Below are 23231 nucleotides of genomic sequence, written 5' to 3' on the forward strand. Positions count from 1 at the left end.
CCTGTGGACGAATTTTCTTCGGAACTATTGCGGCTTGTGCGCAGAAGATTCCATCCTCCTCCACAACCCCGGTGAGGAGGCAGCGATGACCCAGCTCGACACCCGGTCGGTGCACGCCGGCCGCGACGACCTGGCCGCTCTCGGCGTTCACGTCCCCCCGATCGACCTGTCCACCACCTACCCGCTTCCCGGCGTCGATGCCGGCGGAGCGTCGTACGACGAACTCGCCGAGGGCCGCGGGCCTGACGGCGGGAGCCTCGTCTACCAGCGCCTGTGGAACCCGACCGTCGCTCGCTTCGAGGACGCGCTCGCCGAGCTCGAGCAGACCGACGGCGCTGTTGCGTTCGGTTCGGGAATGGCCGCGCTCACCGCGTGCCTGCTCGCCACCGTCGCCGCGGGCCGCCCGCACGTGGTCGCCGTACGCCCGCTGTACGGCGGCAGCGACCACTTGTTATCCACAGGCCTCCTGGGGACAACCGTCACGTATGTGGATCCGGCCGGCGTTGCGGCCGCGGTGCGGCCGGACACAGGGCTGGTGATCGTGGAGACGCCGGCGAACCCGACCGTCGACCTCGTCGACATCGCGGCCGTCGCCGCGGCCGCGGGTGACGTAGCTGTCCTGGTGGACAACACCTTCGCGACACCCGTGCTGCAGCAGCCGGCCCGGCACGGGGCGAGCCTGGTGTTGCACTCGGCAACCAAGTACCTCGGCGGTCACGGCGACGTCATGGGAGGCGTCGTCGCGGCCGGCGTGGAGTGGATCAGCCGGCTCCGGCAGGTCCGCGCTGTAACAGGTGGCCTGCTGCACCCGTTGGCGGCGTACGAACTGCACAGGGGACTGCAGACGCTGCCGGTGCGAGTACGGGCGCAGCAGGCGACCGCGATCAAGGTCGCGGACTGGCTCTCCGCGCAACCCGCCGTCGAGCGCGTCCACTATCCCGGACTGACCGACCCGTCCGGCTTGATCGGCCGCCAGCAGGCGGGCCCGGGCGCGGTCCTCGCTTTCACGCTCAGCGGCGGTTACGCAGCGGCGTCCCAGGTGGCGAGCCGCTTGAAGCTGATCACCCACGCCGTCTCGCTAGGCGGTGTGGACACGCTGATCCAACACCCCGCCGCGCTGACCCACCGCCTCGTAGCCCCCGACGCCAAGCCGTCACCAGGCCTCCTCCGCCTGAGCCTCGGCCTAGAGGACCCCGAGGACCTCACCAGCGACCTCTCCGAGGCCCTCGCCTGACCACACTTTGGGCACCCACCAACCACTTTCCGCCCTCGAGACTGGTTGGTGCGTGCACAGAGTGGATTCTGCGGAGGGCAGAAAGTCTGCTCAGGGCAGATTCGGGGCGGGAGGACCGCGGGGGGTGGCACACTCGGTACAGGAGATCCGGACGCGAGGAGGGCCAGACGTGTTGCTACGCCAGGTGATCGGGAACGTGTTCCGCCGGCTGCGGCACGAGCGGGGAATCACCCTGCGTGAGCTCGCCGAGCTGGCCCAGGTGTCGGTGCCGTACCTGTCCGAGATCGAGCGCGGCCGCAAGGAGCCGTCCTCGGAGATCCTCGCCGCGATCTGCCGGGCCCTGGGGCTGGAGCTGTCCGACCTGCTGTCCGAGGTGCAGTTCGACCTGGCCGTCGCGGTCCGGAAGACGCTGCCGGTTCGGCTGCAGACCGCCGCGATCCGGGTCGAGGATCGCGGTGCGCAGCGCATCCCGTCCGGTCCGCGCGCCTACTCCGCCCCGGCCACGGCGTACACGCTGGTTGCCTAGAAAAATCAGTCACGTCGGGCGGGCCGGGGTCCCTAGCCTGATCTGGTGCCGAACTATGTGAAGCGCCGGGAGCCCGCTGCGCCGGGCTCGGTCCCGGCCGTCCTGAACATGTTCCAGAACGAGGTCCGGTTCTACCAGGAGATCGCGCCGGTCGTCGGCGTGCGCGTACCCGAGTGCTACCAGGCCGAGTCCGGTCCGGACGGAACGCGCCTGGAGCTGGAGGATCTGTCCGGCTGGACGCCCGGCGCGGAGCCGGAAGCCGGTGCCCGCACCCTCCGTGAACTACACGACCGGTGGCGGGGCCGGGCACACACCCAGTGGGCCTGGCTACGACAGCCCGGCGCCGGGGATGTGTTGGTGGCCGAGCTGTACGACCGCACGTGGCCGGCGTTGGCGAAGCGGTCGGACCTGTCTGCCCCTGTTCGTGCGTTCGGCGAGCGGATGGTGGGCAGGGTGCTCGACGCGGAGGCCGAGGTGGCTTGGGCGGGTGAGCCGACGTTGGTGCACGGCGACGCGTCGGCGGCGAACCTGCGGACCGGACCGGACGGCACTGTCGCGCTGCTCGACTGGGAGGACGTGTCGGCGGCGCCCGGCGTGCTCGATCTGGCCTGGTTCCTGGTTTCGTCGGCGGAGCCGGCGAGGTGGAACGAGGCGCTGGCGGCGTACGGCGATCTGGACGGCCTGAGCGCGGTCCTCCCGTCGGTCGCAATCCAGGGGTATCTGAGCCTGTCGGATCTGCCGGACGGTTGGGCCGTCGAGTGGAACGCTCGCCTGGAAGCGGCGGTGGGGATGCTGTGAGGTACGTCGTACGGTTCCCGGTCGACGATCGCGAATTGTCCGCGCTGCACGCGGCCGCGTTCGACAGCGCAGTGAACGTGCAGCCCTGGGGCGCGCAGCTGGAGCGGTGGGCGCTGACCTGGGTCGGAGCCTTCAGCAACGATCAGCTGGTCGGGTTCGTCCAGGTGTGCTGGGACGGCGGATCGCACGCGTTCGTGCTGGACACCGCCGTTCACCCCGACCACGGCCGGCAGGGCATCGGCAAGCAGCTCGTGCTGACCGCGGCCGAGGAGGCCCGTCGGGCCGGGTGCGAGTGGCTGCACGTCGACTACGAGCCACACCTCAAACCCTTCTACGAGGACGCCTGCGGCTTCCGCCCGACCGACGCGGGGCTGCTCAAGCTCCGATGAGGGTCAGCCGCTCGGTGGAGATGCAGGACGTCAGGCAGCGCTCCTTCGCGTCGCCGAGCAGATCGGCGGTCCAGGTGGTGAACCCGCCGTCGCCCAGGCCCTCGCCGCCGCGGTCGATGCCGAGCGCGGTGCCCGCGTAATAGCCGGCGCTCTTGGTCCGCCCGGCGTCCTCGGTGAACGCGACGCCGAGCGCAGGACGGACGGTGTCCTCGATCCGGTCGCGCAGCGCGGACTCCGTGAACGCCGTGAAGGTGAGCTCGGCCTTCTCGCCGAGTACGGCGTGCCAGAAGCGCAGGTGGTCGATCAGCAGCTCCGCCTCGGTCCGGCACGACCCGGTGTCCCGCGCGCTCGACACCAGCACGAACAGCTCGAAGTGCGCCGACATGCCCGGACCGTCGAAAGGTTGCGCGCGGACGACCCGCTGACACGTCGCCAGGTGGACGCGGTCCTGCCCGGCACGACGCCGTACGGCGGCCTCGAGGGCCAGCTCGTTGGTCGGATCGCTGGCGACCTCGGTGCCGCGGATGGTGCTGACCACCTGGTGCTGGTTGATGGTCGCGATCGCCGAACACGTGCCCAGCGGCGTGATCGGGGACAGCTGCACGCCGTCGAACTTCTCCGGCAGCAGATCCCACAGCCGCTGCTGGGTCTTCACCAGCTCCCGCGGATCGATGGTGGACGGCCGCACGAACCGGTCCTGCTGCCAGCGCTGCAGGAGCCGGGCCGGCGTCACCTTGGCGGCGCGCTCGCGCGTCACGTCCAGCAGGACCGATTGCAGCTCGGACTGGCTCAACCCGTCGACGAGGGCATCCCGGCTGCCCGCTGGCAGCTTCGCCCAGAATCGTTCGCTGACGTCTCCCATCGCTCTACTCTGACGGACAATCCGGATGATCCGCGCGCCATTTTTGCCGTATCGTCGGATCCATGAGCCCTCCACGTTGACGCACTGACCGCCGTACCGACCGAGGAATGTCGGTCCGGATGATCGCCTTCGAGGCGTTGCAGGACTTCATCCCGCTCTACCCGCTGTATCAGCTGCTGTTCGCCGACCACGGGCTGTCGGCTGCCCAGATCTCGACACTGTTCGTCATCTGGTCGGCGACCGGGTTCGTGCTCGAGGTGCCGTCCGGCGCCTGGGCCGACACGTATTCGCGGCGCAAGCTGCTGATTCTCGGCGCCCTGCTCAGCGCCGTCGGGTACGCCGCGTGGATCTCGCTGCCGTCGTACGCCGGCTTCGCGCTCGGCTTCGTGCTCTGGGGAACGTCGTCCGCGCTGATCTCCGGGACCTACGAGGCGTTCGTGTACGACGAGCTGGCGGCGCGGGACCGGACCGAGCACTTCCCGACGATCCTCGGCCGCGCGCGTTCCGCGTCGTTCGTGATGAACCTGGCGGCGACCGCGCTGGCGACACCGCTGTTCGACCTCGGCGGATACGCCTTGGCCGGAGTGGTGAGCGTGCTGAGCTGCCTGACCCAGGCCGCCGTCGCGTGGTCGTTGCCCGAGGCGCGCGCGGTCGAGGCCGCGCGGGAGTCGGACGAACCAGGCGTCCGGGCGGCGTTCGCCGCTTACCTGGCCATGGTGAAGTCCGGTGTGGCCGAGGTGCTCACGGGGCGACTGGTGCGGCGGGCGGTTCTTCTGGTCGCGCTGCTGGGCGGATTCCTGGCGTTCGACGAGTACTTCCCGCTGCTCGCCCGCGAGACCGGAGCGGCGACCGGCGTGATCCCGTTGCTGATCGCCGGAACCGTTGCCGCGCAGGCGATCGGCGGCGCACTCGCCGGACCGGCCTACAAGTTGCCAGCAGCAACCTTGGCAACGGGCATGGCGGCGACGGCGGTGCTGATCGCGTCCGGTGCGCTGAGCGGATCGGCCTGGGGCTTCCTGCCGATCGCGCTCGGGTACGGCGTGATGCAGCTGGTCATCGTGGTGGCCGAGTCGCGGTTGCAGGACGCGATCACGGGGCCGGCGCGGGCGACCGTGACGTCGGTGTCCGGCCTGTTCGCGGAGGTCTCCGCGATCGCGGTGTACGGCGGATTCGCGCTCGGATCGCTGTGGTTCACGATGTCGGTCCTTGTGGCGGCGCTGACGATCCCGGTGCTGCTGACGGCGTTTGTCGTACCGCTCACGCTGCCGGCGCCGCGGAGTTCGGCGAGCGCCGAAGTGACCGACACCTAGCTTCACATCATGAACACACAGAGCGTTCTACAAGCATGAGGAAAGAGGGTCTCGCCGCTGCCGGTGCAGCCGCGGTCACGGTGCTGTTGTGGGCGTCGGCGTTCGTGGCGATCCGCCACGTCGGGCAGGAGATCTCGGCCGGTGCGCTGACCCTCGGCCGCCTCCTGGTCGGAAGCGTCTTGCTGGGGAGCTTCGTGTTCAGTCGGCCGCGGCGTTGGCCGGCCCGGTCCGATGGGAAGTACCTGCTGGTGTGCGGGCTGCTCTGGTTCGGCGTTTACAACGTCGCGCTGAACGCGGCCGAGCGGCACCTCGACGCCGGGACCACGTCGATGCTGGTGAACACCGGGCCGCTGCTGATCGCCCTGCTGGCCGGGATGGTGCTGGGTGAGGGATTCCCGCGGCAGCTGGTGATCGGCAGTCTGGTCGCGTTCGGCGGAGTGGTGGTGATCGGCCTGTCCTCCTCGCACGGCGGCGCCGATGCCTGGGGCGTGATGCTCTGCGTGGTGGCCGCGGCGGCCTATGCGATCGGTGTCGTGGCGCAGAAGCCGTTGCTGGGCCGTCTGCCCGCGCTCGAGGTGACCTGGTTGTCCTGCGTGATCGGCGCCGTCGCCTGCCTGCCGTTCGGGCCGACACTGCTGCGCGAGGTGTCCGGCGCGCGCCCGTCCACCGTGTGGTGGGTGGTGTTCCTCGGTGCGTTTCCGACCGCCATCGCGTTCACCACCTGGGCTTACGCGCTCGCCCGGACGACGGCCGGCCGGATGGGCGCCACGACGTACCTCGTGCCGCCGATCACGATCTTCCTCGGCTGGCTGCTTCTCGGTGAGAGTCCGGTGCTGCCGGCGTACGCCGGAGGCCTGCTGTGCCTCGGTGGGGTCGCGATCTCGCGCTACCGGCGGAGGCCGGCGACCAAGGTGGACAGCCCCGACTCGAATCCGCTGTCGAAGTCGTAGGCGAGTCCGTCCGGGCCGAGCTCCGTGACGATCCGGGTCAGGGTCGGAGCCTTGTCCGCGGGCAGCGCACGGACGCGGGTGAGCAGGTCGGGGGCGAGTTCGAAGGTCTCCGCGCGGACGGACGCCTCGCCGAGGCTGAAGCCGTGGATGAAGTCGATCAGGGTGTTGGCGGCCTCGAAGACCTCGCGGGGCGCGAGACCGGCGCGGTCGAGGGCCCGATAGAACGGCTCCATCGTGACCACGACGACGTCTGACACCGCGGAGGTGTCCGACAGCACCTGCAGCGCGAGATTGGGGTGCTGCCGCAGACCGTCGCGGTAGGCGCGGGCAGCCGCCTTCAGTTGCTCGTCCCACGGCACGGTGTCGCCCGGATCCGGGAGCTCCAGGCCGGCGAACACCAGCTCCGCCAGGCCGGCCAGGACGGCGGCCTTGTTCGGCAGGTGGTGGTACAGCGACATCGGGTTGACCTTCAGCGTGGCCGCGAGCCGCCGCATGGTCAGCGCGTCGATGCCGTCGTCGTCGACGATCCGCAGCGCGGCGGTCAGGATCGCCTCCCGGCTCAGCCGCTCCTCCCCGGCGCGCGGCCGCCCGGAGCGCTTGCCGTCGTTAACCATACGCCGTATGGTACATAATCATACAACGTATGGATAAGGAGGGCGGCATGCAGCCGTTGGCGGGGAAGGTGGCGCTGGTCGCCGGGGCGACCCGGGCAGCCGGACGGGGGATCGCGGTCGAGCTCGGTGCGGCCGGCGCGACCGTGTACGTGACCGGGCGGAGCACCCGGGGGCGGCGGTCGGAGATGGGCCGGCCCGAGACGATCGAGGAGACCGCGGAGCTCGTCGACCGGGCCGGCGGCCACGGCATCGCCGTACCGGTGGATCATCTGGATCCGGTGCAGGTCCGGGAGCTCGTCGAGCGGATCGAGCGGGAGCAGGGCGCGCTGCACATCCTGGTGAACGACATCTGGGGCCAGCACGGCGAGCCCGAGTGGGACAAGACGGTCTGGGAGAGCGACCTCGAAGGCGGTCTCCGGTTGCTGCAGCTTGGCGTGCACACGCATGTGATCACCAGCCACTACGCGCTGCCGTTGCTGATCAGGTCACCCGGTGGCCTGGTGATCGAGATGACCGACGGCACCGACGAGTACAACGCGGACAACTACCGGGTCTCGTTCTTCTACGACGTCGCGAAGGGCGCGGTCAGCCGGGTCGCGTTCGCGTTGGCGCACGAGCTGGACAAGTACGAGGCGACCGCCGTCCTGCTGACACCCGGCTGGCTGCGGTCGGAGGCGATGCTCGAAGGCTTCGGCGTCCGGGAGGAGAACTGGCGGGACGCGACCGAGCGGATCCCGCACTTCGCGATCTCCGAGAGCCCGTCGTACGTCGGCCGCGCGGTGGCGGCCCTGGCGGCGGACCCCGACGTACGGCGCTGGAACGGCAAGTCCACGTCGAGCGGCGAGCTCGCCCGGCTCTACGGCTTCACCGACCTCGACGGCAGCCGGCCGGACGCGTGGCGCTACATCGTCGAGGTCGAGAACGCCGGCAAGCCCGCCGACACGACCGGCTATCGCTAGGCCGGGACCGAAGAACAGGTAGTGCACCCTTGAGACGCTGTACGCGGGGGCGAATCTACGCTCAGGTGCACTACCTCCAGCCGGACACGTCCTGTCGAGATGGCCCGTCAGAGCTTGTGTGGCGGGCAGACGTCGTAGCCCGCGGTCGGGACGGGCAGGGCGCGCACCGGATCGACAGACATCGGTGCGTGCGGGTGGGCAGCGGCGATGGGCACGCCCGTTGCCGCTGCCAGCGCGAGGATCTCGCGGCGCGACGTCACGGCGACGGCCGGGTCGCGCTCGTACACGTAGGTCAGCTCCGGCCACCGCGCCTGCGCCGGATGCACCAGGAGGTCACCGCCGAGGATCGCCCGCTCAGTCACCACCGACTGATGCCCGGGCGTGTGGCCCGGAGTCGGCACCAGCCGCATACCCCGCAGCGCGACCTCGCCGTCGACCACGCGCAGCTGGCCGGCCTCTTCGATCGGCCGGATCCGGTTCGAGTGCGTCGATCCGCCGCGGACGTGCTCGAGTTCGGCCCGCTGGACGACGTACTCCGCCCGGGGAAACGCTGCCCGCACCCCGTCGGACGCCCACCCCACGTGATCTAGATGCACATGCGTCAACACGACCGCATCCACATCCGCCGCTTCGACACCGACCTGCGCCAGCAACCCGGGCAGTCGGCCGGCGACCCCCAGCCATTCAGCCGCTTCCCCTCCCGCCGGTCCGACACCCGCATCAACCAGCACCACCCCGGCGTCCCCGACCACGAGATAGCTGTGGAAATGCAGGAACCACCCACCGTCACGAACGTTCCCCGGCATCACCAGCTCCGTCCAAGCAGCCGCCTCTTCGCCCCACTCCGGCAATGCCGTCGAAACCTCTTCGGGGAAAACCGCCACCGCGTCACACAGCACAGTCACGTCCACCGCCCCATTGTGTGATCAGGACAGGAGCATCCAGGTGGCGAGCGTGGTCATCAGGAGGGCGATCGTGGAGTCGAGGAGTTGCCAGGCCCGGGGGCGGGCGAAGAGGGCGGAGAGCTTGCGGGAGAAGAAGCCCAGGGAGAAGAACCAGGTGAAGCTGGCGGTGACGGCGCCGAGGCCGTAGAGCCACCGGCCGTCGGTGCCTCGCTGGTTGGCCAGCGAGCCCAGCAGGACGACCGTGTCCAGGTAGACGTGTGGATTCAGGTAGGTGAAGGCCAGACACGTCAGTACGACGCTGCGCAGGGCGGCGGGGGCGTGGTCGGCGGGAGCGATCGAGCCGGGCCTGAGGGCGCGTTTCGCGGCCAGGAACGCATACGCGTAAAGGAAAGCGGCACCGCCGAACTTGGCGATGTCGAGGGCCAGGTGGTTGCGGGTGAGGAGTGCGCCGAGGCCGAGGATGCCGCTGGAGATCAGCAACGCGTCCGAGAGCGCACAGGTCAGGACCACCGGAAGGACGTGTTCGCGCCGGAGTCCTTGGCGCAGGACGAACGCGTTCTGGGCGCCGATCGCCACGATCAGCGACAGTGCCGTGGCGAAACCGGCGAGGAGGGGCATGTCTTCGACCGTAAGCAGTTGACTCGGTTCAAACCAGCTAAAGATTTTCACGTACCTTTAGGATTGCTTCATCATGCAATTCGATTCCGCACAGCTCGAGACGTTCGTTGCCGTTGTCGACGAGGGCAGCTTCGACGCCGCAGCGCGGCGGTTGCGCGTCACGCCGTCCGCGGTCAGTCAACGGATCAAGGCGTTGGAGAGCCGGCTCGGCCGGGTCGTGGTGATGCGCGGCCGGCCGGCCCGGGCGACCGCGGCGGGCGCCGCGCTGCTGCGACTAGCCCGCCAAGTTTCGCTGCTCGAACTGGAGGCGATCGCCGCCGTCCGCGGCACGATCGACGCGCAGCGGATCCCGATCGCGGTGAACGCGGACTCGCTGAACAACTGGTTCCTGCCCGCGATGCTCGACCTGTCCCGGACGCACGACGCCCGGTTCCTGGTCCACCAGGAGGACGAGGAACACTCGGCGCAGTACCTCCGCAACGGGACGGTCCTGGCCGCGGTGACGGCGGATCCGCGTCCGGTCCAGGGCTGCCGCGTCGTCCGGCTCGGGAAGATGCGCTACCTCCCGCTCGCCACCCCGGACTACGCCGAACGCTGGCTGCACGGCAAGCCGCTGCCGGAGGCCCTGGCCGAGGCGCCGATGGTGGTGTTCAACGAGAAGGACGTCCTGCAGCACCGGCTGGTCCGCAAGGTGACCCGGCGCAGACTGGACCCGCCGTCGCACGCGATCCCGGCGTCCGCGCCGTTCCACGAGGCGGTCCGGATCGGGCTCGGCTGGGGAATGATCGAGGATCAGGTGGCCGGCCCCGAGCTGGCGGCCGGCCGGTTGGTGGAGGTCGCTCCGGGCAAGTACATCGACGTACCGCTCTACTGGCAGCACTGGAAACTCGAGTCCGGCATCCTCGACGCACTCACCGCCGCGGTTCTCCGGGCGGCCGACGCGGGCCTCCGGACCTCGTAGAGATCAGTCCCAGCGCAGGGCCATCGGGTTGTCGGCGGGGATCAGGCCGTCCGACATCAGGATCGCGCTCAGCGGACGGACGAGGTCGTGCAGCTCGGTGGCCAGTTCGTCGCCGAGTGCCTGCCACCCCTGGTCGGCCAACGAGTCCGTGGTGTCCTCGACCTGCTGCCGCAGCGCCCGGCCGCGTTCGGTGAGAGCCCCGTCGGCGTCGAGCAGTCCCCGGCTTCGGAGGTCGTCCGAGGCGGCCGCCCACTCGTCGTCGCTCCAGCGGCGGTTGAGCTGGAAGACCTCCTTCGAGGGGCCGCCCGCCGCCGAGATCGTCACCAGGGCCTGACACGGAGTGAGACCGGCGGCGACGAGGGTCGCCACGTGCCCGTCGCCGCGTGATTCGCGCAGGATCGTGCTCGCCTGCCACAGCACCAGGTGCGGCTCGTCCGGCCAGTCCAGCGCCGCGTTGGCGGCCCCGATCGGCCGCCCGGCGATCGGAGCGAGCTCGGCGGCGCGGCGCCCGAGCTCAGCCGCCCGGTTGAACGACGCGTCCGGGAACAACCGTCGTACGGCGGCGTCGACCGCGGCCAGCCGGGCGTCGAGAAGCTGGGCCGGCGTGGCGTAGCTCCAGGCGTCCGGGAGTGAGCGCGCGACCATCGCAGGGTGGAAGTTGTAGAAGACCGCGGCCGCGAACTCCGGCCCGACGGCGCCGAGGGGCGCTGAGCGGCAACCGAAGTAGCTCATCCACCCGCCCTTCAGCCCGAGCGCATCGGTCGCCTTCCGCGTCTCGGGCGCGAAGTAGGTGATCGCGTGGTACGGCTCGAGCGCCTTCCACATCCGGCGCGCCCTCGTCATGGGAGCGGGCGGTACATGACGTGCAGGCCGACGTAGCCGAGTTTGGGGTGGTCGAAGGCTTCCGGGACGGTGCCGGCGATCCGGAAGCCGAGGGACTGCCACAGGTGGACAGCGGGCTCGTTCGTCTCGACGACCGCGTTGAACTGGATCGAGCGGAACCCGGACCGGCCGGCCCAGGCGATCATGTCCTCGCAGAGCAGCCGGCCGACGCCCTTGCCGCGGGCCTTGCCGTCGACCATGAAGCTGGCACTGGCGACGTGGGCGCCGGGACCCGGGCGGTTCGGGTACATGTTGGCGCTGCCGAGAACGGTGCCGTCGGCATCGACCGCGACCGTCGTCCGGGCCAGCGGCGAACTGGACGGCGTCATCCACAGCGCCCGGGCCTGCTCCTCGGTGAGGTCCGGATCGTAGGTGTACGTCTCGCGCGCGGTGACGATCTCCCGGAAGAACGGCCAGATGGCCGGCCAGTCCTCGGCGGTCGCTTCCCTGATGTCAACAGTCATATTGGGAGAAGCATCACCCGCGGCGCGCCGGATGCCAAGGGGATTCCCGATAGGCTGTCTGAGGATGAGAAATTCCGTGACCCAAGGACTGCCGCGCTGGACCCTGGCCGTGCCGCTGCTCGCCTTCGTCGACCTGATCGGGACCTGGCACCGCAACCTTGGCGCGGTCCTGCTGATCCTGGTCTGTCTCGGTCTCGGCGCCGCGGTGATCGCCGCCGTGCACCACGCCGAGGTCGTCGCACACCGGGTCGGGGAGCCGTTCGGCACGCTGATCCTCGCGCTCGCGGTGACGATCATCGAGGTCGCGCTGATCGTCACGCTGATGGCGTCCGGCGGCGAGAAGGCCGCGTCACTGGCCCGTGACACGGTGTTCGCCGCGGTCATGATCACCTGCAACGGGATCCTCGGGCTCGCGCTGGTCGTCGGTTCGCTGCGGCACCGCGTGCAGGAGTTCCGGGTGCAGGCGTCGTACTCCGCGCTGTCGGTGACGACCGCCCTGGTGACGCTGAGCCTGGTGCTGCCGACGTTCACGACGAGCGCGGAGGGGCCGAGGTTCAGCGCGGCGCAGCTGGCGTTCGCGGGCGTGACGTCGCTGGTGCTGTACGGCGTGTTCGTGTTCATCCAGACCATCCGGCATCGTGACTACTTCCTGCCGGTGGCGGCGGACGGCGCGGTCGACGAGGACGAGGACCATCACGCGGCCGCGCCGAGCGGGAAGACCGCGCTGCTGAGCCTCGGGTTGCTGTTCGTCTGCTTGATCTCGGTGGTCGGGCTGGCCAAGACCGTGTCGCCGAGGCTGGAGTCCGCTGTGGAGTCGGCCGGCGCGCCGCTGGCCGTCGTCGGTGTGGTGATCGCGCTGCTCGTCCTGCTGCCGGAGACGGTTGCCGCTGTGCGTGCCGCACTGCGCAACCGTCTCCAGACCAGCGTCAACCTGGCGCTCGGGTCAGCGCTGGCCAGCATCGGCCTGACCATCCCGGCGATCGCCGTCGCGTCGATCTGGCTGAGCGGTCCGCTCGTCCTCGGGCTCGGCGGCAAGGAGATGGTGCTGTTCGCGTTGACCGTCGTGACCGGGCTGTTCACCCTTTCGACCGGCCGGGCGACGCTGTTGCAGGGCGCCATTCACCTCGCGGTGTTCAGCGCGTTCCTGTTCCTCGCCGTAAGCCCCTGAGGTAGTCGATCACCGATTGCTGGTGACTGTGCTCGGCCCAGCTCAGAGCGTCGCCGTGGTAGGTCGGATCGCGCAGAGTCGGGTCGGCGCCGAGTTCGACCAGTTTCCGGACCGTCTCCAGGTGGCCGTTGAGCGCGGCCCGGTGGATCGGTGCGGCACCGCCGGAGATCCGGCTGAGGTCGTACCCCAGTCGCTGCAACGGTTCCATCGCCACGGTACGACCGACCTCGGCGGCGCGAACGGGCAGCTGCGGTGTCCGGGCCACCGCGCGGGCGGCGAGCCCCGGATCGACGTCGGGCAGCTCACCGCGCATCGCGGCGGCGTACACCTCGTGGATCTCGTCCAGCGGCGCCGCGCCGCGCGCCCGGAGCAGGTCGGCGATCTCGGTATGCCCCTGGACGGCGGCCAGTTCGTACGGTCGATGTCCGCCGAAGACCGGATGCCGGGTGCCGACGCCCTCCGGATCGGTGCCCTGGGCAAGTACCAGTTCGGCCCGGTGGGTCAGGCCGGCCCATGACGCGAAGACCAGTTCGTCCTCGAGCAGTTGCCGCGGCGTCGGGTGTGCGGCGGTCAGCCGGGCGTGCCAGGGACCGCCGTCGCCGCGCCCCAGCCCGTACTCCAGCAGCAGCTCCAGGTGTACGTCGTCGTACGGCGGGGGACACCCGGGGCCGCAGTTGTACATCGTCTGGCTGTCGTTCGGGTCGGCGCCGGCGTCGAGCAGGAGCCGAGCCAACTCGACGCGATGCCGGTGCGGCGGCTGGTCGCCCTCACCGCGGCCGAAGACGCCGGTGAGCGCGGTGAACGGTGACGGCAGGCCCTGCCACAGGTACCCGGCGTTCGGGTCGGCGCCGTGCTCGAGCAGGAGCCGGGCGATCTCGACCTGGTTCGGTGCGTCGAGTCGGCTGTAGGTGAGGTAGAGGAGCGGCTCCCAGCGGTAGGGTCCGCCTTCCGAGCCCGCCTGGGCGAAGTCGATCCCGTCCAGGTCGCCGGCCACCACCTGCGTATAGATGTTGCTCTGGGCAATCTCCGGGTAACGCTCGAGAAGGTCGCGGGCGGACCGTTGCCGGGCCGGATCGTCCTCCCCGTAGTGCAGTGTCGCGAGCCGGAGGAACTCGTCGGCACGCTCCGCGGGGGTGTCCAGTGGGCCGCCGACCGGTTGCCGGTGCGGTGAGCGGCTGTAGCGGTCGACCAGCTCCAGATGCCGCACGATCCGCGGCCAGCTGGGGAACCCGTAGCTGCGCGCGATCACCAGTTGGGCGTCCGCCAACGTCTGCACGGGATGGAACTCGGTGGCCAGTGCGACAGCGGCGCTGTCACCGGCGCGGACCTGTCTGAGCAGGGTCTTGGCCTGACCGCGCAGGTGGTCGAGGTGCGGGTCGTTCGGAAGATTCCGGGTCGGCATCGCCGACCTCCTCTCTACGAGCCTGCTGTCCGCATCGTCAGGCGAGAAAGGAGGTCAAGCGGTACTACGCCTTGATTCTCAGGTGGGCTGAGCCCTTCCCGCGGACCGGTGGCGCCCTGAAGCGCCTAACCGGCAGCGTAGCTCAGCGCGGCTTCTCCATCCACCACTCGGTGAACTCGAACGCGCGGTCCTTCTCCAGCCGGATCACCCAGAGGTTGCTGAACTCGCCCGGCGGGTTCGTCAGGTACGTCGTCCAGCCGCGGACGAAGCCGACGCCGTCCCCGAAGCCGAGCACCTCGTACTCGAAGGTCGTCTCGCCCGGCGCGTCGGAGACCTCCAGCCACGCCGCGACGATCGCCTCCCGGCCGGTCACCGGCGCCTCGTCCGGCCGCCGGTACCAGGCGGCGTCCGCGGTCCAGAGCGCGGCGATGTCCTTCGGATCGTTGCTCTCCCACGCCTTCCGGTACTTCTCGACCCAGCGGTCGAGGTCCTTCTCCTTCATCCGATCCGCCTGCCGTTCAGGACGACGGCCGCGGGCCGTGCCAGTACGCCGGGGTGCTCGCGCGGGTCGGCGTCGTACGTGACGAGGTTGCCGGCGCCGGTCAGGCCGAGGAAGTCCTGCGCGCCGGTCGAGGCCGCCGTGAGCGCCTGCTCGACCGTCAGTCCGTGTTTGACGAGCAGGTCGATCTCGCCGGCGACCGTGCCGACGACGTCGGATCCGGTCAGCACGCGGACGCCGTACCGGTCGGCCAGCGGGAGGATCGACGCGAGGTACGCCGATCGCTCCTCGCGGCGGGCCTTGCGCTCGGGGGTCTCGTCCGGGCTCGGCCCGACCGAGGCGCACAGCGTCGGCGTCCACGCGCCGCCGCGGGCGCCGAGCGCCTGCAGGTCCCGCTCGGTGAGCGCCGTACCGTGCTCGACCGAGTCGATGCCGACCCGGATCAGCTCGCTCACGTGGTCGGTGTTCACATGTGCGGCGACCCGGGCGTTCCGGGCGTGGGCCAGCTCGACCATCGCGGCGACCAGCTCGACGTCGTACGACGGACTCACCTTGCTGCCGCGGATCGGGCCGTCCGGGCCGACCTCGGGGAAGTCGCCGACCAGCTTCAGCCAGGTCGCGCCGTCGGCGATCTCAGCCTCGACCGCGGCGAGCAGATCCTCCGGCGCGACCGGCTCGTACGCCTGGGGGAAGTAGCAGCCGTCCGGGGCGAGGAACCGGCCGGCCGCGAGGACGAGTGGGCGGCCGTCGTCCGCGGTCCGGGCGAGCTGGAGCGTGACGTCCCGATTGCCGCCGACGTCGCGGACCGCGCCCACCCCGGCGCCGGCGAGTTCGTCGAGTCGCTCGCCGGCGTAGTCCGCGCCGCGCAGGACCGGCCCGTTCGCGCCGGGGGCCATCGTCAGGTGGCAGTGCGAGTCGACCAGGCCAGGTACGGCGTACCTGCCGGGCAGCTGCTCGCCCGCCGGGTCCGGTCCGAACGTCAGGCGGGCGGTGTCGCCGGAGGGCAGCACGGTTCCTTCGAAGACCCAGGTCGTCATGCGGGCCATTCTCGCCCCGGGCGAGATCCAGATCACGTGACACTCGACTTGAACATGTTCAAAACAGCGGCGTACGGTCAGGGCATCGACAATTTGAACATGTTCAAGAAATGGGGAGAACGATGGACATGACGGTCACGACGTACCTGGTCTACCTGCTGATCGCGGTGCCGCTGACGATCTGGGTGGCGCGCACGCTGAGCCGGAACGGGCGGATCTTCCTGGTCGACGTGTTCCACGGCAACGCGGAGTTCGCGGACGCGGTGAACCGGCTGCTGGTGGTCGGGTTCTACCTGATCAACCTCGGGTTCGTGACGCTGTTCCTGCGCAGCCGGAACCCGGTGCTGGACGCGAGCGGGGTGTTCGAGCAGCTCAGCGTGAAGCTCGGGATCGTGATGCTGGTGCTCGGGGTGGTGCACCTGACGAACGTGTGGATCTTCAACAAGATCCGGACGCGCAGCCGGATCGACAGCATGACCCGCCCGCCGGTGCCGCCGAACGACAACCTCCAGGGTCCCGGGTTCGTCGGCGGCCAGCCGCAGATGTGGCCCATCGAGAATGCGTGAGCTCACCGTGCTGTACGACGCCCGCTGCGGACTGTGCCGGCGGTTCAAGGACTGGCTGGCAGCGCAGCGGCCGGCGCCGGACGGGCACGGTGGGGTGGTGCGTCTGCGGTTCGTCGCGGCGGGGTCGGCGGACGCGCGGGCGCTCTACCCGACCCTCGACCATGCGGCGACGCTGCGGGACGTGACGGTGGTCGCCGACGACGGCGCGGTGTACATCGGTGATCGCGCCTGGATCGTGTGTCTGTGGGCCACGGGGGAGCACAGGCACACCGCAGTCCGGCTGGCGAGCCCGGCGATGCGGCCGGTCGCGCGGGCGATCGTGCAGGCGGCGGCTGGACTGCGGCGGGTGAGTGGAGGTGATTACCCTGACGGGTGTGACGGACAGTGCGACCGCGAAGGGCGAGCAGACGCGTGAGCTGATCCTGTCGACCGCATTGCGGTTGTTCCGGGAGCAGGGGTACGGGAAGACCACGATGCGTGCGATCGCCAACGAGGCGGGCGTGTCGGTGGGGAACGCTTACTACTACTACGGCTCCAAGGACCACCTGATGCAGGCGTACTACGACCTGCTGCAGGACCAGCATCGCGAGGTCGTCGAGCCGATCCTCGCCGCGGAGCAGGCGTTCGTGCCACGGCTGGCCGGCGTACTGCGAGCCTGGCTGGACGTGGCCGCGCCGTACCACGAGTTCGCCGGCACGTTCTTCAAGACGGCGGCTGATCCGCGCAGCCCGCTGTCGCCGTTCAGCGACGAGTCACGGCCGGCGCGGGACGCGAGCATCGACGTGTTCCGCCGGGTGATCGACGGGTCCGATCTCAAGCTCCCGGCGGACCTGAAGTCCGAGCTGCCCGAGCTCCTTTGGCTCCTGCAGATGGGCGTGGTCCTGTTCTGGGTGTACGACCAGACCGACGACGTCCGCCGTACGCGCGCCCTCGTCGACCGGGCGGTCCCGCTGGTGGACCGCCTGCTGCGGCTGACCCGCATCCCCGGCGTCCGCGGCGTCACGAACGACGTGGTCGCCCTGATCCGCTCGATCAAGCCGTAGACAGGGCCTAGCTATTCGCCGGTGGCGCCGTCGATGGCCTGGCGGAGCAGGTCCGCGTGGCCGTTGTGGCGCGAGTACTCCTCGATCATGTGCAGGTAGAGGTAGCGCACCGAGTGCAGCGGCTCCTGGCCCGGACGCAGGAACGTGTCGTCCAGCGAGTAGTTCGCGGCCAGCGCGTCCGAGGTCTTGATGATCTGGCGGAAGTCCTCGAGGTCCTCCGCGACGATCGCCGGATCGACGTGGTCGAAGTCGCCGTCGGGGAACTCGGCGCTCCAGTACTTCGGCGGCGAGTCGTGGTCGGCCAGCGCGCGGTGGAACCAGTACTTCTCGACCTCGCTCAGGTGCCGCACGAGTCCGATCAGCGACAGGCTGGCCGGCTCCACGGCGCGCTGGACGAGTTGTTCGTCCGTCAGCCCGGAGAGCTTCCACAGCAGGGTGCCGCGGTGGAAGTCGAGGAATCCCTGCAGGAGCGCACGCTCGTCGGCGACCGTGGGTGGGGCCGCCCGGAACTGTTCCGTCACGTGCCGAACCTAGCCTGTGTGAGGAGCATCCCGCGAGTAACGGCCTGTCGGTGCCGTAGACTGGTTCCGACGGCCCGCCCAGTTCTGCCTCGGGCCGGTGAGCGCAACTACAGTGCGCCAGCAGTCGACCACCACGCGCCGCGGCCCCCGGCCGCGCCGGGCAGGACGACCCCCCGATCTTTGGAGTACTTCTATGGCGGCCCGCCGCCCCACGTCTACAACCACGCCCAACCAAGCCCAGCAGTCCTCCGGCGACCGGTCCGCGAAGACCTCGCGCGACGGGCAGTCCCGACCGCGTCGCCGGCGCCGTTCGAGCGCCGGCCGCAGTCAGTCCGCCGGAGCCGATCGTCACGTCGAAGTTGCTGTCAGCAACGATGAGGTGACGGTTGCCCCTGACAACCGAACGTTCGCGGAGCTCGGCGTCCCCGACCGGCTGGTCGCCGCCCTGGCCACGGCCGGTGTGACCAAGCCGTTCCCGATCCAGGCCGCCACATTGCCGGATTCGCTGGCCGGCAAGGACGTGCTCGGTCGCGGCCGGACCGGCTCCGGCAAGACGTACGCGTTCGTCCTGCCGGTCCTGGCACGGCTCGCGGCCAGTGACACGAAGCGTCGCGCGAATCATCCGCGGGCGCTGATCCTGGCCCCGACCCGCGAGCTCGCGACCCAGATCCAGGCCTCGATCAGCCCGCTCGCCGAAACCCTCGGCCTGCGCTCGATGACGATCTTCGGCGGCGTCGGCCACGGCCCGCAGATCAACGGCCTGCGCAAGGGCGCCGACATCGTCGTTGCCTGCCCGGGACGGCTCGAGGACCACGTCCAGGCCGGTCACGCGAAGCTCGGCGCGGTCGAGATCACCGTGCTCGACGAGGCCGACCACATGGCCGATCTCGGGTTCCTGCCCGCGGTCCGCCGAATCCTCGAGGCCACCCCGGCCACAGCTCAGCGGCTGCTGTTCTCCGCCACGCTGGACGCCGGCGTCGACGTCCTCGTCCGCCGCTTCATGACCGACCCGGTCACGCACAGTGTGGACTCGGCCCGGTCGCCGGTCGCGCGGATGACGCACCACGTCCTGCACGTGCAGCCCGACACGCGCCTGCCGGTGCTCGTCGACCTGACCGCGGCGCCCGGACGCACGCTGGTGTTCACCAGGACGAAGTACGGCGCCAAGGCGCTGACGAAGAAGCTGATCGCCCAGGGCGTCCCGGCTGTCGAGCTGCACGGCAACCTGTCCCAGGGCGCCCGCACCCGCAACCTCGAGGCGTTCGCGGACGGTTCGGCGCGGACCCTGGTCGCGACCGACATCGCGGCGCGCGGGATCCACGTCGACGGCGTCACGCTGGTGATCCACGCCGACCCGCCGATCGAGCACAAGGCCTACCTGCACCGCTCGGGCCGGACTGCCCGCGCCGGCGCCGAGGGCACGGTCGTCACGCTGATGACCGACGAGCAGGTCCGCGACGTCCGGGACCTGACCCGCAAGGCCGGCATCGCCCCCACGGTCACCAAGCTGGCCGCCGGCGATGCGCTGCTGTCCGAGTTGGCGCCCGGCGAACGCACGTACGTCGAACCGCCGGCGAAGCAGGAGCCGGCTCCGCGGCAGTCCGCCAGGCGTCCGTCGCGCAAGGCGGAGTCGGCCCAGCGCGCGTCCGCCAAGGGTGCGCAGGCCAAGGACTCTGCGGGCTCACGGGCGGGGAACGGCCGGGCGGCCGGTCCAGGGCGTCGGTCTTCTCGCCGTGGGCGTCGTCGCCCCGCCGGTCAGCAGGCAGCCTGAGGTCGAGCCGACTGTCGGGTTACGGTTCCACTGCTGGTGCCGTGACCTGACAGAGAGGCCATGATGCGGATCCGTACGGTCCTGAACGACCTTGTGCCGGAAGCGCTCGGCGTGACCGATTCGCACGACCACCTGTTCTTTCGCTCGGCCGTGATCCCGGGCCAGGAGCTGGACGACGAGGCGGCGGCGATCGCCGAGGTGCGCGCGTTCGCGGACGCCGGCGGCCAGGCGATCGTGCAATGGACGCCGCACGGGCTGAACCGCCGGGCCGGCCTCCTGCCCGGGATCTCCACCGCGACCGGGGTTTCGATCGTCGCCGCGACCGGCCTGCACCGCCGCGAGCACTACCCGGACGGGTACGTCGACAAGGTCCGCGACCAGCTGGCCGAGATCTTCGTCCGCGAGCTGACCGACGGGATCGGCGACACCGCGGTCCGGGCCGGCCTGATCAAGGTGGCCGGCGGTTTCCACGTGCTCGACGCGCACGCCGAACTCGTGCTGCGAGCCGCGGCGGAGGCGCAGCACGCGACCAACGCGCCGATCGCCGTTCACCACGAGCTGGGCTCGGCCGCGGACGCCGTACTCGATCTGCTCGTCGACACGCTCGGCGTCCATCCGGGTGCGGTGATCCTCGGGCATCTCAACCGGTTCCCCGATCATCGCGTGCATCTCGAGCTGGCGGAGCGCGGCGCGTGGCTGGCGTTCGACGGGCCGTCACGGGCCAACAACGCGACCGATCCGCGGCTGACCGACTGCCTGGCCGCGCTGATCGACGCCGGGTACGCGGACCGCCTCCTGCTCGGCGGCGACACCACCACGGCGCGCGCCCGGTCGACCGCCGAGGGCCCGGGGATGCCGTACCTGCTGACCCACCTCAGGCCGCGGATCACGCGGTACTTCGGCGCTGACGTCGCGGACGCCGTGTTCCGGACCAACCCAGCGCGCGCCTTCGCCACGGATTGGCGGGCGTAGCGGTACTTTCCCGCCATGAATGAGCGAAGCGAATTCATCATCAAGCACAGGGCGTCTCGTGCCTCATCCGCGCCCGCAGCGAAGCGAGGACGTGGATGAGTTTCGCTGCGCAGGTCTTCGTGGTCGTGGCCGGTGTGTTCCACGTGGTCGTGTTCGTCCTGGAGAGCGTGCTGTTCCGCAATCCCAGCACCTACCGCCGGTTCCTGGTGAAGGACACCGAGGTGGAGGCGGCCCGGCCGTGGGCCTTCAACCAGGGCTTCTACAACCTGTTCCTGGCGATCGGCGCGCTCGGCGGCCTGATCTGGGGCGGCGACAAGGGGCACGCCATCGCACTCTTCGCGTGCGCGTGCATGGCCGGCGCCGGCATCGTCCTGCTCGCCTCCGACCGGCGGATGCTGCGCGCCGCCGCGACCCAGGCCGTGCCGCCGATCCTCGCGCTCGTGCTCGCCGCGATTCTCTAGTTGACTTAAAGTGCACTTGAGCAGCGATGGTCGTCGTCATGACCATCACTGCCGAGCCGGCCGTTGAGACCGGCGGCGTCCTTGCACCGCGGTACCGCGCCCTGACCGTCGGGATGGTCGCGCTGATCACCCTGGTCGCGTTCGAGTCGCTGGCGGTCGCGACCGCGATGCCGACCGTCGCGCAGGAGCTGGACGGCCTCAGCCTGTACGCGCTCGCGTTCGGCGGACCGCTCGCCTCCGGCGTGGTAGCGATGGTCGTCTCCGGCACCTGGAGCGACCTGAAAGGCCCGACCCGGCCGCTCTGGCACGGAACGGCGTGGTTCCTGGCCGGACTGCTGATCGCCGGCCTGGCACCCTCGATGGAGATCCTGGTCGCGGGTCGGATCATCCAGGGCTTCGGCTCCGGCCTGCTCACCGTCGCGCTGTACGTCGTCGTCGGGCAGCTGTACCCGGCGCGCCTCCGCCCGCGGATCTTCGCCGCGTTCGCGACCGGTTGGGTCGTACCGTCGCTCGTCGGGCCCGCGATCGCCGGGCTGATCGTCGAACACACCAACTGGCGGCTCGTCTTCCTGGCCGTCCCGGCGATCGCGGTCCCGGCCGCACTCGTGATGCGTCCCGGTCTCGCCCGCGGCAGCGCGTACGACGTACGGCAGGGGAAGCTGTGGGACAAGCGGGCACTGTGGGCGATCGCGGCCGCGGTGGGTGTCGGCCTGCTGCACTACGGCGGGCAGCAGAGGGGCGCCGTACAGCTGGCGCTGCTGGCGATCGGTCTGGCCGGGGTGATCGCGTTCGGTCCGCGGCTGCTGCCGTCCGGGACCTTCGCCTTCGGGCGCGGGCTGCCGTCGGTGGTCGCGCTGCGCGGGCTGGTCGCGGCGGCCGGGTTCGGTGCCGAGGTGTTCCTGCCGTTGATGCTCACCCGCGAACGCGGCCTGTCGCCGGCACTCGCCGGACTGGTCCTGACGGTCAGCGCGCTGAGCTGGAGCGCTGCGTCGTGGTACCGCGGCCGGCCGAACCAGCCGTTCTCACACGCGGTCTTCCTGCAGGCGGGCATGCTCGCGATCCTGCTCGGCATCGTGACCGCGGCGCTGACGCTCGACCCGCACGTACCGGTCCTGGTTGGCATCCTCGGCTGGAGTCTGACCGGCCTCGGGATGGGGACCGTGTTCCCGACTCTGTCCGTACTGGTGCTGGAGTACTCCGAGCGGGACGAGCAGGGCGCCAACAGCTCGGCCCTGCAGCTCAGTGACTCGTTGTCGACCGCAACGATCCTCGCGATCGGCGGGTCGTTGTTCGCGGCGCTCGAGCCGCATTCCGCGATGACGGCGTACCTGGTCGCGTTCGGTCTCCCGGCGTTGCTCGCACTGCTCGGCGTTCCGGCGGGACGGCGTACGGCTATTCCTTCGAGCCGGTGACCGCGATGCTGGCGCCGAGGCCGATGATCATCAGGCCGCCGGTGCCGCCGACCAGCTCGAGCCGGCGCGGCGACCGCGCGAACCACTCCCGCGCCGTACCGGCCACGAACGCCCAGACACTGTCCGAGCAGAGCGCGATCAGGATGAAGATCGTCCCGAGCACCAGGATCTGCGCCCACGCCGGCGCAGCCGCGCCCTTGTCCACGAACTGCGGCAGCACTGCCGCGAAGAACACCGCCGTCTTCGCGTTCGTCACCCCGACCAGGAACCCCTGCCGGATCGTCCGCCGCGTCGTACTCGGCTTCGCCGTCCCCCGCATCGCCTCGACCAGCGACTTCCGCGAGCGGAACGCCTGCACGCCGAGATAGATCAGGTACGCCGCACCCGCCAGCTTCACCACCGTGAGCGCGACCGCACTGGCCGCAATCAACGTCCCCAGCCCGAGCGACACCGCCCCGAGCAGAATCGCGGCGCCGAGCGTGTTCCCCACCATCGTCAGCACGGCCTCCCGCCGCCCGACCGCCAAGGCGCGACCGACGATGAACAGCACACTGGGACCCGGCACGACGATGATGATCAGCGCGGTGATCGCAAACGCGACCAGATGATGAGCGGACGGCATGTCGCTCAGGATAGGCCGCCCACGCGCACTCCGCAGGTGCCTACTTCGTCCCGGAGCTCCCGCGCGCTGCGCTGACGGGCGACGTCACGCCACAATCACCCGGCGCCGGCCCGCAAGTCTGGCGCCGAAGTAGGCACCTGCGTCCCGCGCGTGGGCTGGCTCTACACGCACCGGTCGTACCGCGGGCGTGGGGCGGTCGTGCTCGTGGCGCGGGCGTGCGTAGGTGGGATTGGTCACCGGCGCGCCGGGGTGCGTTGACCGGGGGTTGGTGGGGACCTTACGGTT

27 protein-coding genes are annotated in these 23231 nt (G+C 70.4%); 16 read left to right on the forward strand and 11 right to left on the reverse strand.

Annotation, left to right across the window (positions count from 1 at the left end):
• The first annotated feature begins 85 nt into the window (after positions 1–85).
• The 4 genes from ABZX12_RS16825 to ABZX12_RS16840 all read left to right on the forward strand — a co-directional run bounded on the left by ABZX12_RS16825 (position 86) and on the right by ABZX12_RS16840 (position 2947).
• On the forward strand, positions 86–1234 hold the full coding sequence (locus ABZX12_RS16825; protein ID WP_355693976.1) for a PLP-dependent aspartate aminotransferase family protein: 1149 nt from the start codon (positions 86–88) through the stop codon (positions 1232–1234).
• Positions 1235–1403: 169 nt separating this feature from the next.
• Entirely contained in the window at positions 1404–1760 is a 357-nt protein-coding gene (locus ABZX12_RS16830) for a helix-turn-helix transcriptional regulator (RefSeq protein WP_355693978.1), read from the forward strand.
• Positions 1761–1805: 45 nt separating this feature from the next.
• Complete coding sequence (locus ABZX12_RS16835; protein ID WP_355693979.1) at positions 1806–2558, forward strand: phosphotransferase; 753 nt, start codon at positions 1806–1808, stop codon at positions 2556–2558.
• Positions 2555–2947: a GNAT family N-acetyltransferase gene (locus tag ABZX12_RS16840; RefSeq protein WP_355693981.1), complete on the forward strand. Its 393-nt coding sequence runs from the start codon at positions 2555–2557 to the stop codon at positions 2945–2947. Before ABZX12_RS16835 ends, ABZX12_RS16840 begins: the two co-directional genes overlap by 4 nt.
• Here the strand turns inward: ABZX12_RS16840 and ABZX12_RS16845 are convergent.
• Positions 2934–3809, reverse strand: coding sequence for a hypothetical protein (locus ABZX12_RS16845; RefSeq protein ID WP_355693983.1), 876 nt, complete (start codon positions 3807–3809; stop codon positions 2934–2936). The genes ABZX12_RS16840 and ABZX12_RS16845 overlap by 14 nt on opposite strands.
• A 107-nt stretch (positions 3810–3916) precedes the next feature.
• On the opposite strand from ABZX12_RS16845, the gene ABZX12_RS16850 reads away from it, so the two are divergent.
• Together ABZX12_RS16850 and ABZX12_RS16855 are read left to right on the forward strand one after the other, a co-directional pair.
• On the forward strand, positions 3917–5119 hold the full coding sequence (locus ABZX12_RS16850; RefSeq protein WP_355693984.1) for an MFS transporter: 1203 nt from the start codon (positions 3917–3919) through the stop codon (positions 5117–5119).
• 35 nt (positions 5120–5154) lie between these two features.
• On the forward strand, positions 5155–6069 hold the full coding sequence (locus ABZX12_RS16855) for a DMT family transporter (RefSeq protein ID WP_355693986.1): 915 nt from the start codon (positions 5155–5157) through the stop codon (positions 6067–6069).
• Here ABZX12_RS16855 and ABZX12_RS16860 read toward each other — a convergent pair.
• A complete protein-coding gene (locus ABZX12_RS16860) occupies positions 6006–6683 on the reverse strand; it encodes a TetR/AcrR family transcriptional regulator C-terminal domain-containing protein (protein ID WP_355693987.1) in 678 nt (225 codons plus the stop codon). The two genes, ABZX12_RS16855 and ABZX12_RS16860, sit on opposite strands and share 64 nt — an antisense overlap.
• A 47-nt stretch (positions 6684–6730) precedes the next feature.
• Between ABZX12_RS16860 and ABZX12_RS16865 the strand changes: the two genes are divergently transcribed.
• Positions 6731–7642 carry an SDR family oxidoreductase gene (locus tag ABZX12_RS16865; protein WP_355693989.1) on the forward strand — a complete coding sequence of 304 codons (912 nt, stop codon included), beginning with the start codon at positions 6731–6733 and terminating at the stop codon, positions 7640–7642.
• A gap of 107 nt (positions 7643–7749) precedes the next feature.
• Here the strand turns inward: ABZX12_RS16865 and ABZX12_RS16870 are convergent, their stop codons facing one another.
• Entirely contained in the window at positions 7750–8553 is an 804-nt protein-coding gene (locus ABZX12_RS16870) for an MBL fold metallo-hydrolase (protein ID WP_355693990.1), read from the reverse strand.
• A gap of 15 nt (positions 8554–8568) precedes the next feature.
• On the reverse strand, positions 8569–9165 hold the full coding sequence (locus ABZX12_RS16875) for a LysE/ArgO family amino acid transporter (RefSeq protein ID WP_355693992.1): 597 nt from the start codon (positions 9163–9165) through the stop codon (positions 8569–8571).
• Between the two features lie 73 nt (positions 9166–9238).
• Between ABZX12_RS16875 and ABZX12_RS16880 the strand changes: the two genes are divergently transcribed.
• Positions 9239–10126, forward strand: coding sequence for a LysR family transcriptional regulator ArgP (locus ABZX12_RS16880; RefSeq protein ID WP_355693993.1), 888 nt, complete (start codon positions 9239–9241; stop codon positions 10124–10126).
• A 3-nt stretch (positions 10127–10129) separates the two neighbouring features.
• Here the strand turns inward: ABZX12_RS16880 and ABZX12_RS16885 are convergent, their stop codons facing one another.
• Both ABZX12_RS16885 and ABZX12_RS16890 read right to left on the reverse strand, forming a co-directional pair.
• Positions 10130–10969, reverse strand: coding sequence for a hypothetical protein (locus ABZX12_RS16885; RefSeq protein ID WP_355693995.1), 840 nt, complete (start codon positions 10967–10969; stop codon positions 10130–10132).
• Positions 10966–11472 (reverse strand): GNAT family N-acetyltransferase, encoded by a 507-nt coding sequence (locus ABZX12_RS16890; protein WP_355693996.1) that lies wholly within the window; start codon positions 11470–11472, stop codon positions 10966–10968. Before ABZX12_RS16890 ends, ABZX12_RS16885 begins: the two co-directional genes overlap by 4 nt.
• Positions 11473–11536: 64 nt before the next feature.
• On the opposite strand from ABZX12_RS16890, the gene ABZX12_RS16895 reads away from it, so the two are divergent.
• Entirely contained in the window at positions 11537–12640 is a 1104-nt protein-coding gene (locus ABZX12_RS16895) for an ionic transporter y4hA (protein WP_355693998.1), read from the forward strand.
• Here ABZX12_RS16895 and ABZX12_RS16900 read toward each other — a convergent pair.
• The 3 genes from ABZX12_RS16900 to ABZX12_RS16910 all read right to left on the reverse strand — a co-directional run bounded on the left by ABZX12_RS16900 (position 12606) and on the right by ABZX12_RS16910 (position 15578).
• Positions 12606–14042, reverse strand: coding sequence for an ankyrin repeat domain-containing protein (locus tag ABZX12_RS16900; protein ID WP_355694000.1), 1437 nt, complete (start codon positions 14040–14042; stop codon positions 12606–12608). The two genes, ABZX12_RS16895 and ABZX12_RS16900, sit on opposite strands and share 35 nt — an antisense overlap.
• A gap of 142 nt (positions 14043–14184) precedes the next feature.
• The gene (locus ABZX12_RS16905; protein ID WP_355694001.1) at positions 14185–14544 is read right to left on the reverse strand and encodes a nuclear transport factor 2 family protein; all 360 of its coding nucleotides are present in this window, start codon (positions 14542–14544) and stop codon (positions 14185–14187) included.
• Positions 14541–15578, reverse strand: coding sequence for an amidohydrolase family protein (locus ABZX12_RS16910; RefSeq protein ID WP_355694003.1), 1038 nt, complete (start codon positions 15576–15578; stop codon positions 14541–14543). The genes ABZX12_RS16905 and ABZX12_RS16910 overlap by 4 nt, the downstream gene beginning before the upstream one ends.
• A 110-nt stretch (positions 15579–15688) precedes the next feature.
• On the opposite strand from ABZX12_RS16910, the gene ABZX12_RS16915 reads away from it, so the two are divergent.
• The 3 genes from ABZX12_RS16915 to ABZX12_RS16925 are packed head-to-tail and all read left to right on the forward strand — an operon-like array spanning position 15689 to position 17187.
• The gene (locus tag ABZX12_RS16915; RefSeq protein ID WP_355694004.1) at positions 15689–16144 is read left to right on the forward strand and encodes a hypothetical protein; all 456 of its coding nucleotides are present in this window, start codon (positions 15689–15691) and stop codon (positions 16142–16144) included.
• Positions 16137–16559, forward strand: coding sequence for a DCC1-like thiol-disulfide oxidoreductase family protein (locus ABZX12_RS16920; protein ID WP_355694005.1), 423 nt, complete (start codon positions 16137–16139; stop codon positions 16557–16559). Before ABZX12_RS16915 ends, ABZX12_RS16920 begins: the two co-directional genes overlap by 8 nt.
• A complete protein-coding gene (locus ABZX12_RS16925; RefSeq protein ID WP_355694007.1) occupies positions 16519–17187 on the forward strand; it encodes a TetR family transcriptional regulator in 669 nt (222 codons plus the stop codon). Before ABZX12_RS16920 ends, ABZX12_RS16925 begins: the two co-directional genes overlap by 41 nt.
• An 11-nt stretch (positions 17188–17198) precedes the next feature.
• On the opposite strand, the gene ABZX12_RS16930 is transcribed toward ABZX12_RS16925, so the two are convergent.
• Entirely contained in the window at positions 17199–17708 is a 510-nt protein-coding gene (locus tag ABZX12_RS16930) for a DinB family protein (RefSeq protein WP_355694009.1), read from the reverse strand.
• A 379-nt stretch (positions 17709–18087) separates the two neighbouring features.
• On the opposite strand from ABZX12_RS16930, the gene ABZX12_RS16935 reads away from it, so the two are divergent.
• The 4 genes from ABZX12_RS16935 (at position 18088) to ABZX12_RS16950 (ending at position 22324) form a co-directional block, all read left to right on the forward strand.
• Positions 18088–19479: a DEAD/DEAH box helicase gene (locus ABZX12_RS16935; RefSeq protein ID WP_355694011.1), complete on the forward strand. Its 1392-nt coding sequence runs from the start codon at positions 18088–18090 to the stop codon at positions 19477–19479.
• A gap of 63 nt (positions 19480–19542) precedes the next feature.
• On the forward strand, positions 19543–20451 hold the full coding sequence (locus ABZX12_RS16940; protein ID WP_355694013.1) for a hypothetical protein: 909 nt from the start codon (positions 19543–19545) through the stop codon (positions 20449–20451).
• A gap of 95 nt (positions 20452–20546) precedes the next feature.
• Entirely contained in the window at positions 20547–20912 is a 366-nt protein-coding gene (locus ABZX12_RS16945) for a DUF1304 domain-containing protein (RefSeq protein WP_355694014.1), read from the forward strand.
• A gap of 38 nt (positions 20913–20950) precedes the next feature.
• Positions 20951–22324, forward strand: a complete 1374-nt coding sequence (locus ABZX12_RS16950; protein ID WP_355694016.1) for an MFS transporter — start codon at positions 20951–20953, stop codon at positions 22322–22324.
• On the opposite strand, the gene ABZX12_RS16955 is transcribed toward ABZX12_RS16950, so the two are convergent.
• Positions 22305–22946 carry a LysE family translocator gene (locus tag ABZX12_RS16955; protein ID WP_355694018.1) on the reverse strand — a complete coding sequence of 214 codons (642 nt, stop codon included), beginning with the start codon at positions 22944–22946 and terminating at the stop codon, positions 22305–22307. The genes ABZX12_RS16950 and ABZX12_RS16955 overlap by 20 nt on opposite strands.
• Positions 22947–23231 lie beyond the last annotated feature (285 nt).

This window comes from Kribbella sp. NPDC003505 (assembly GCF_040610875.1).
Taxonomy (GTDB): Bacteria; Actinomycetota; Actinomycetes; order Propionibacteriales; family Kribbellaceae; genus Kribbella.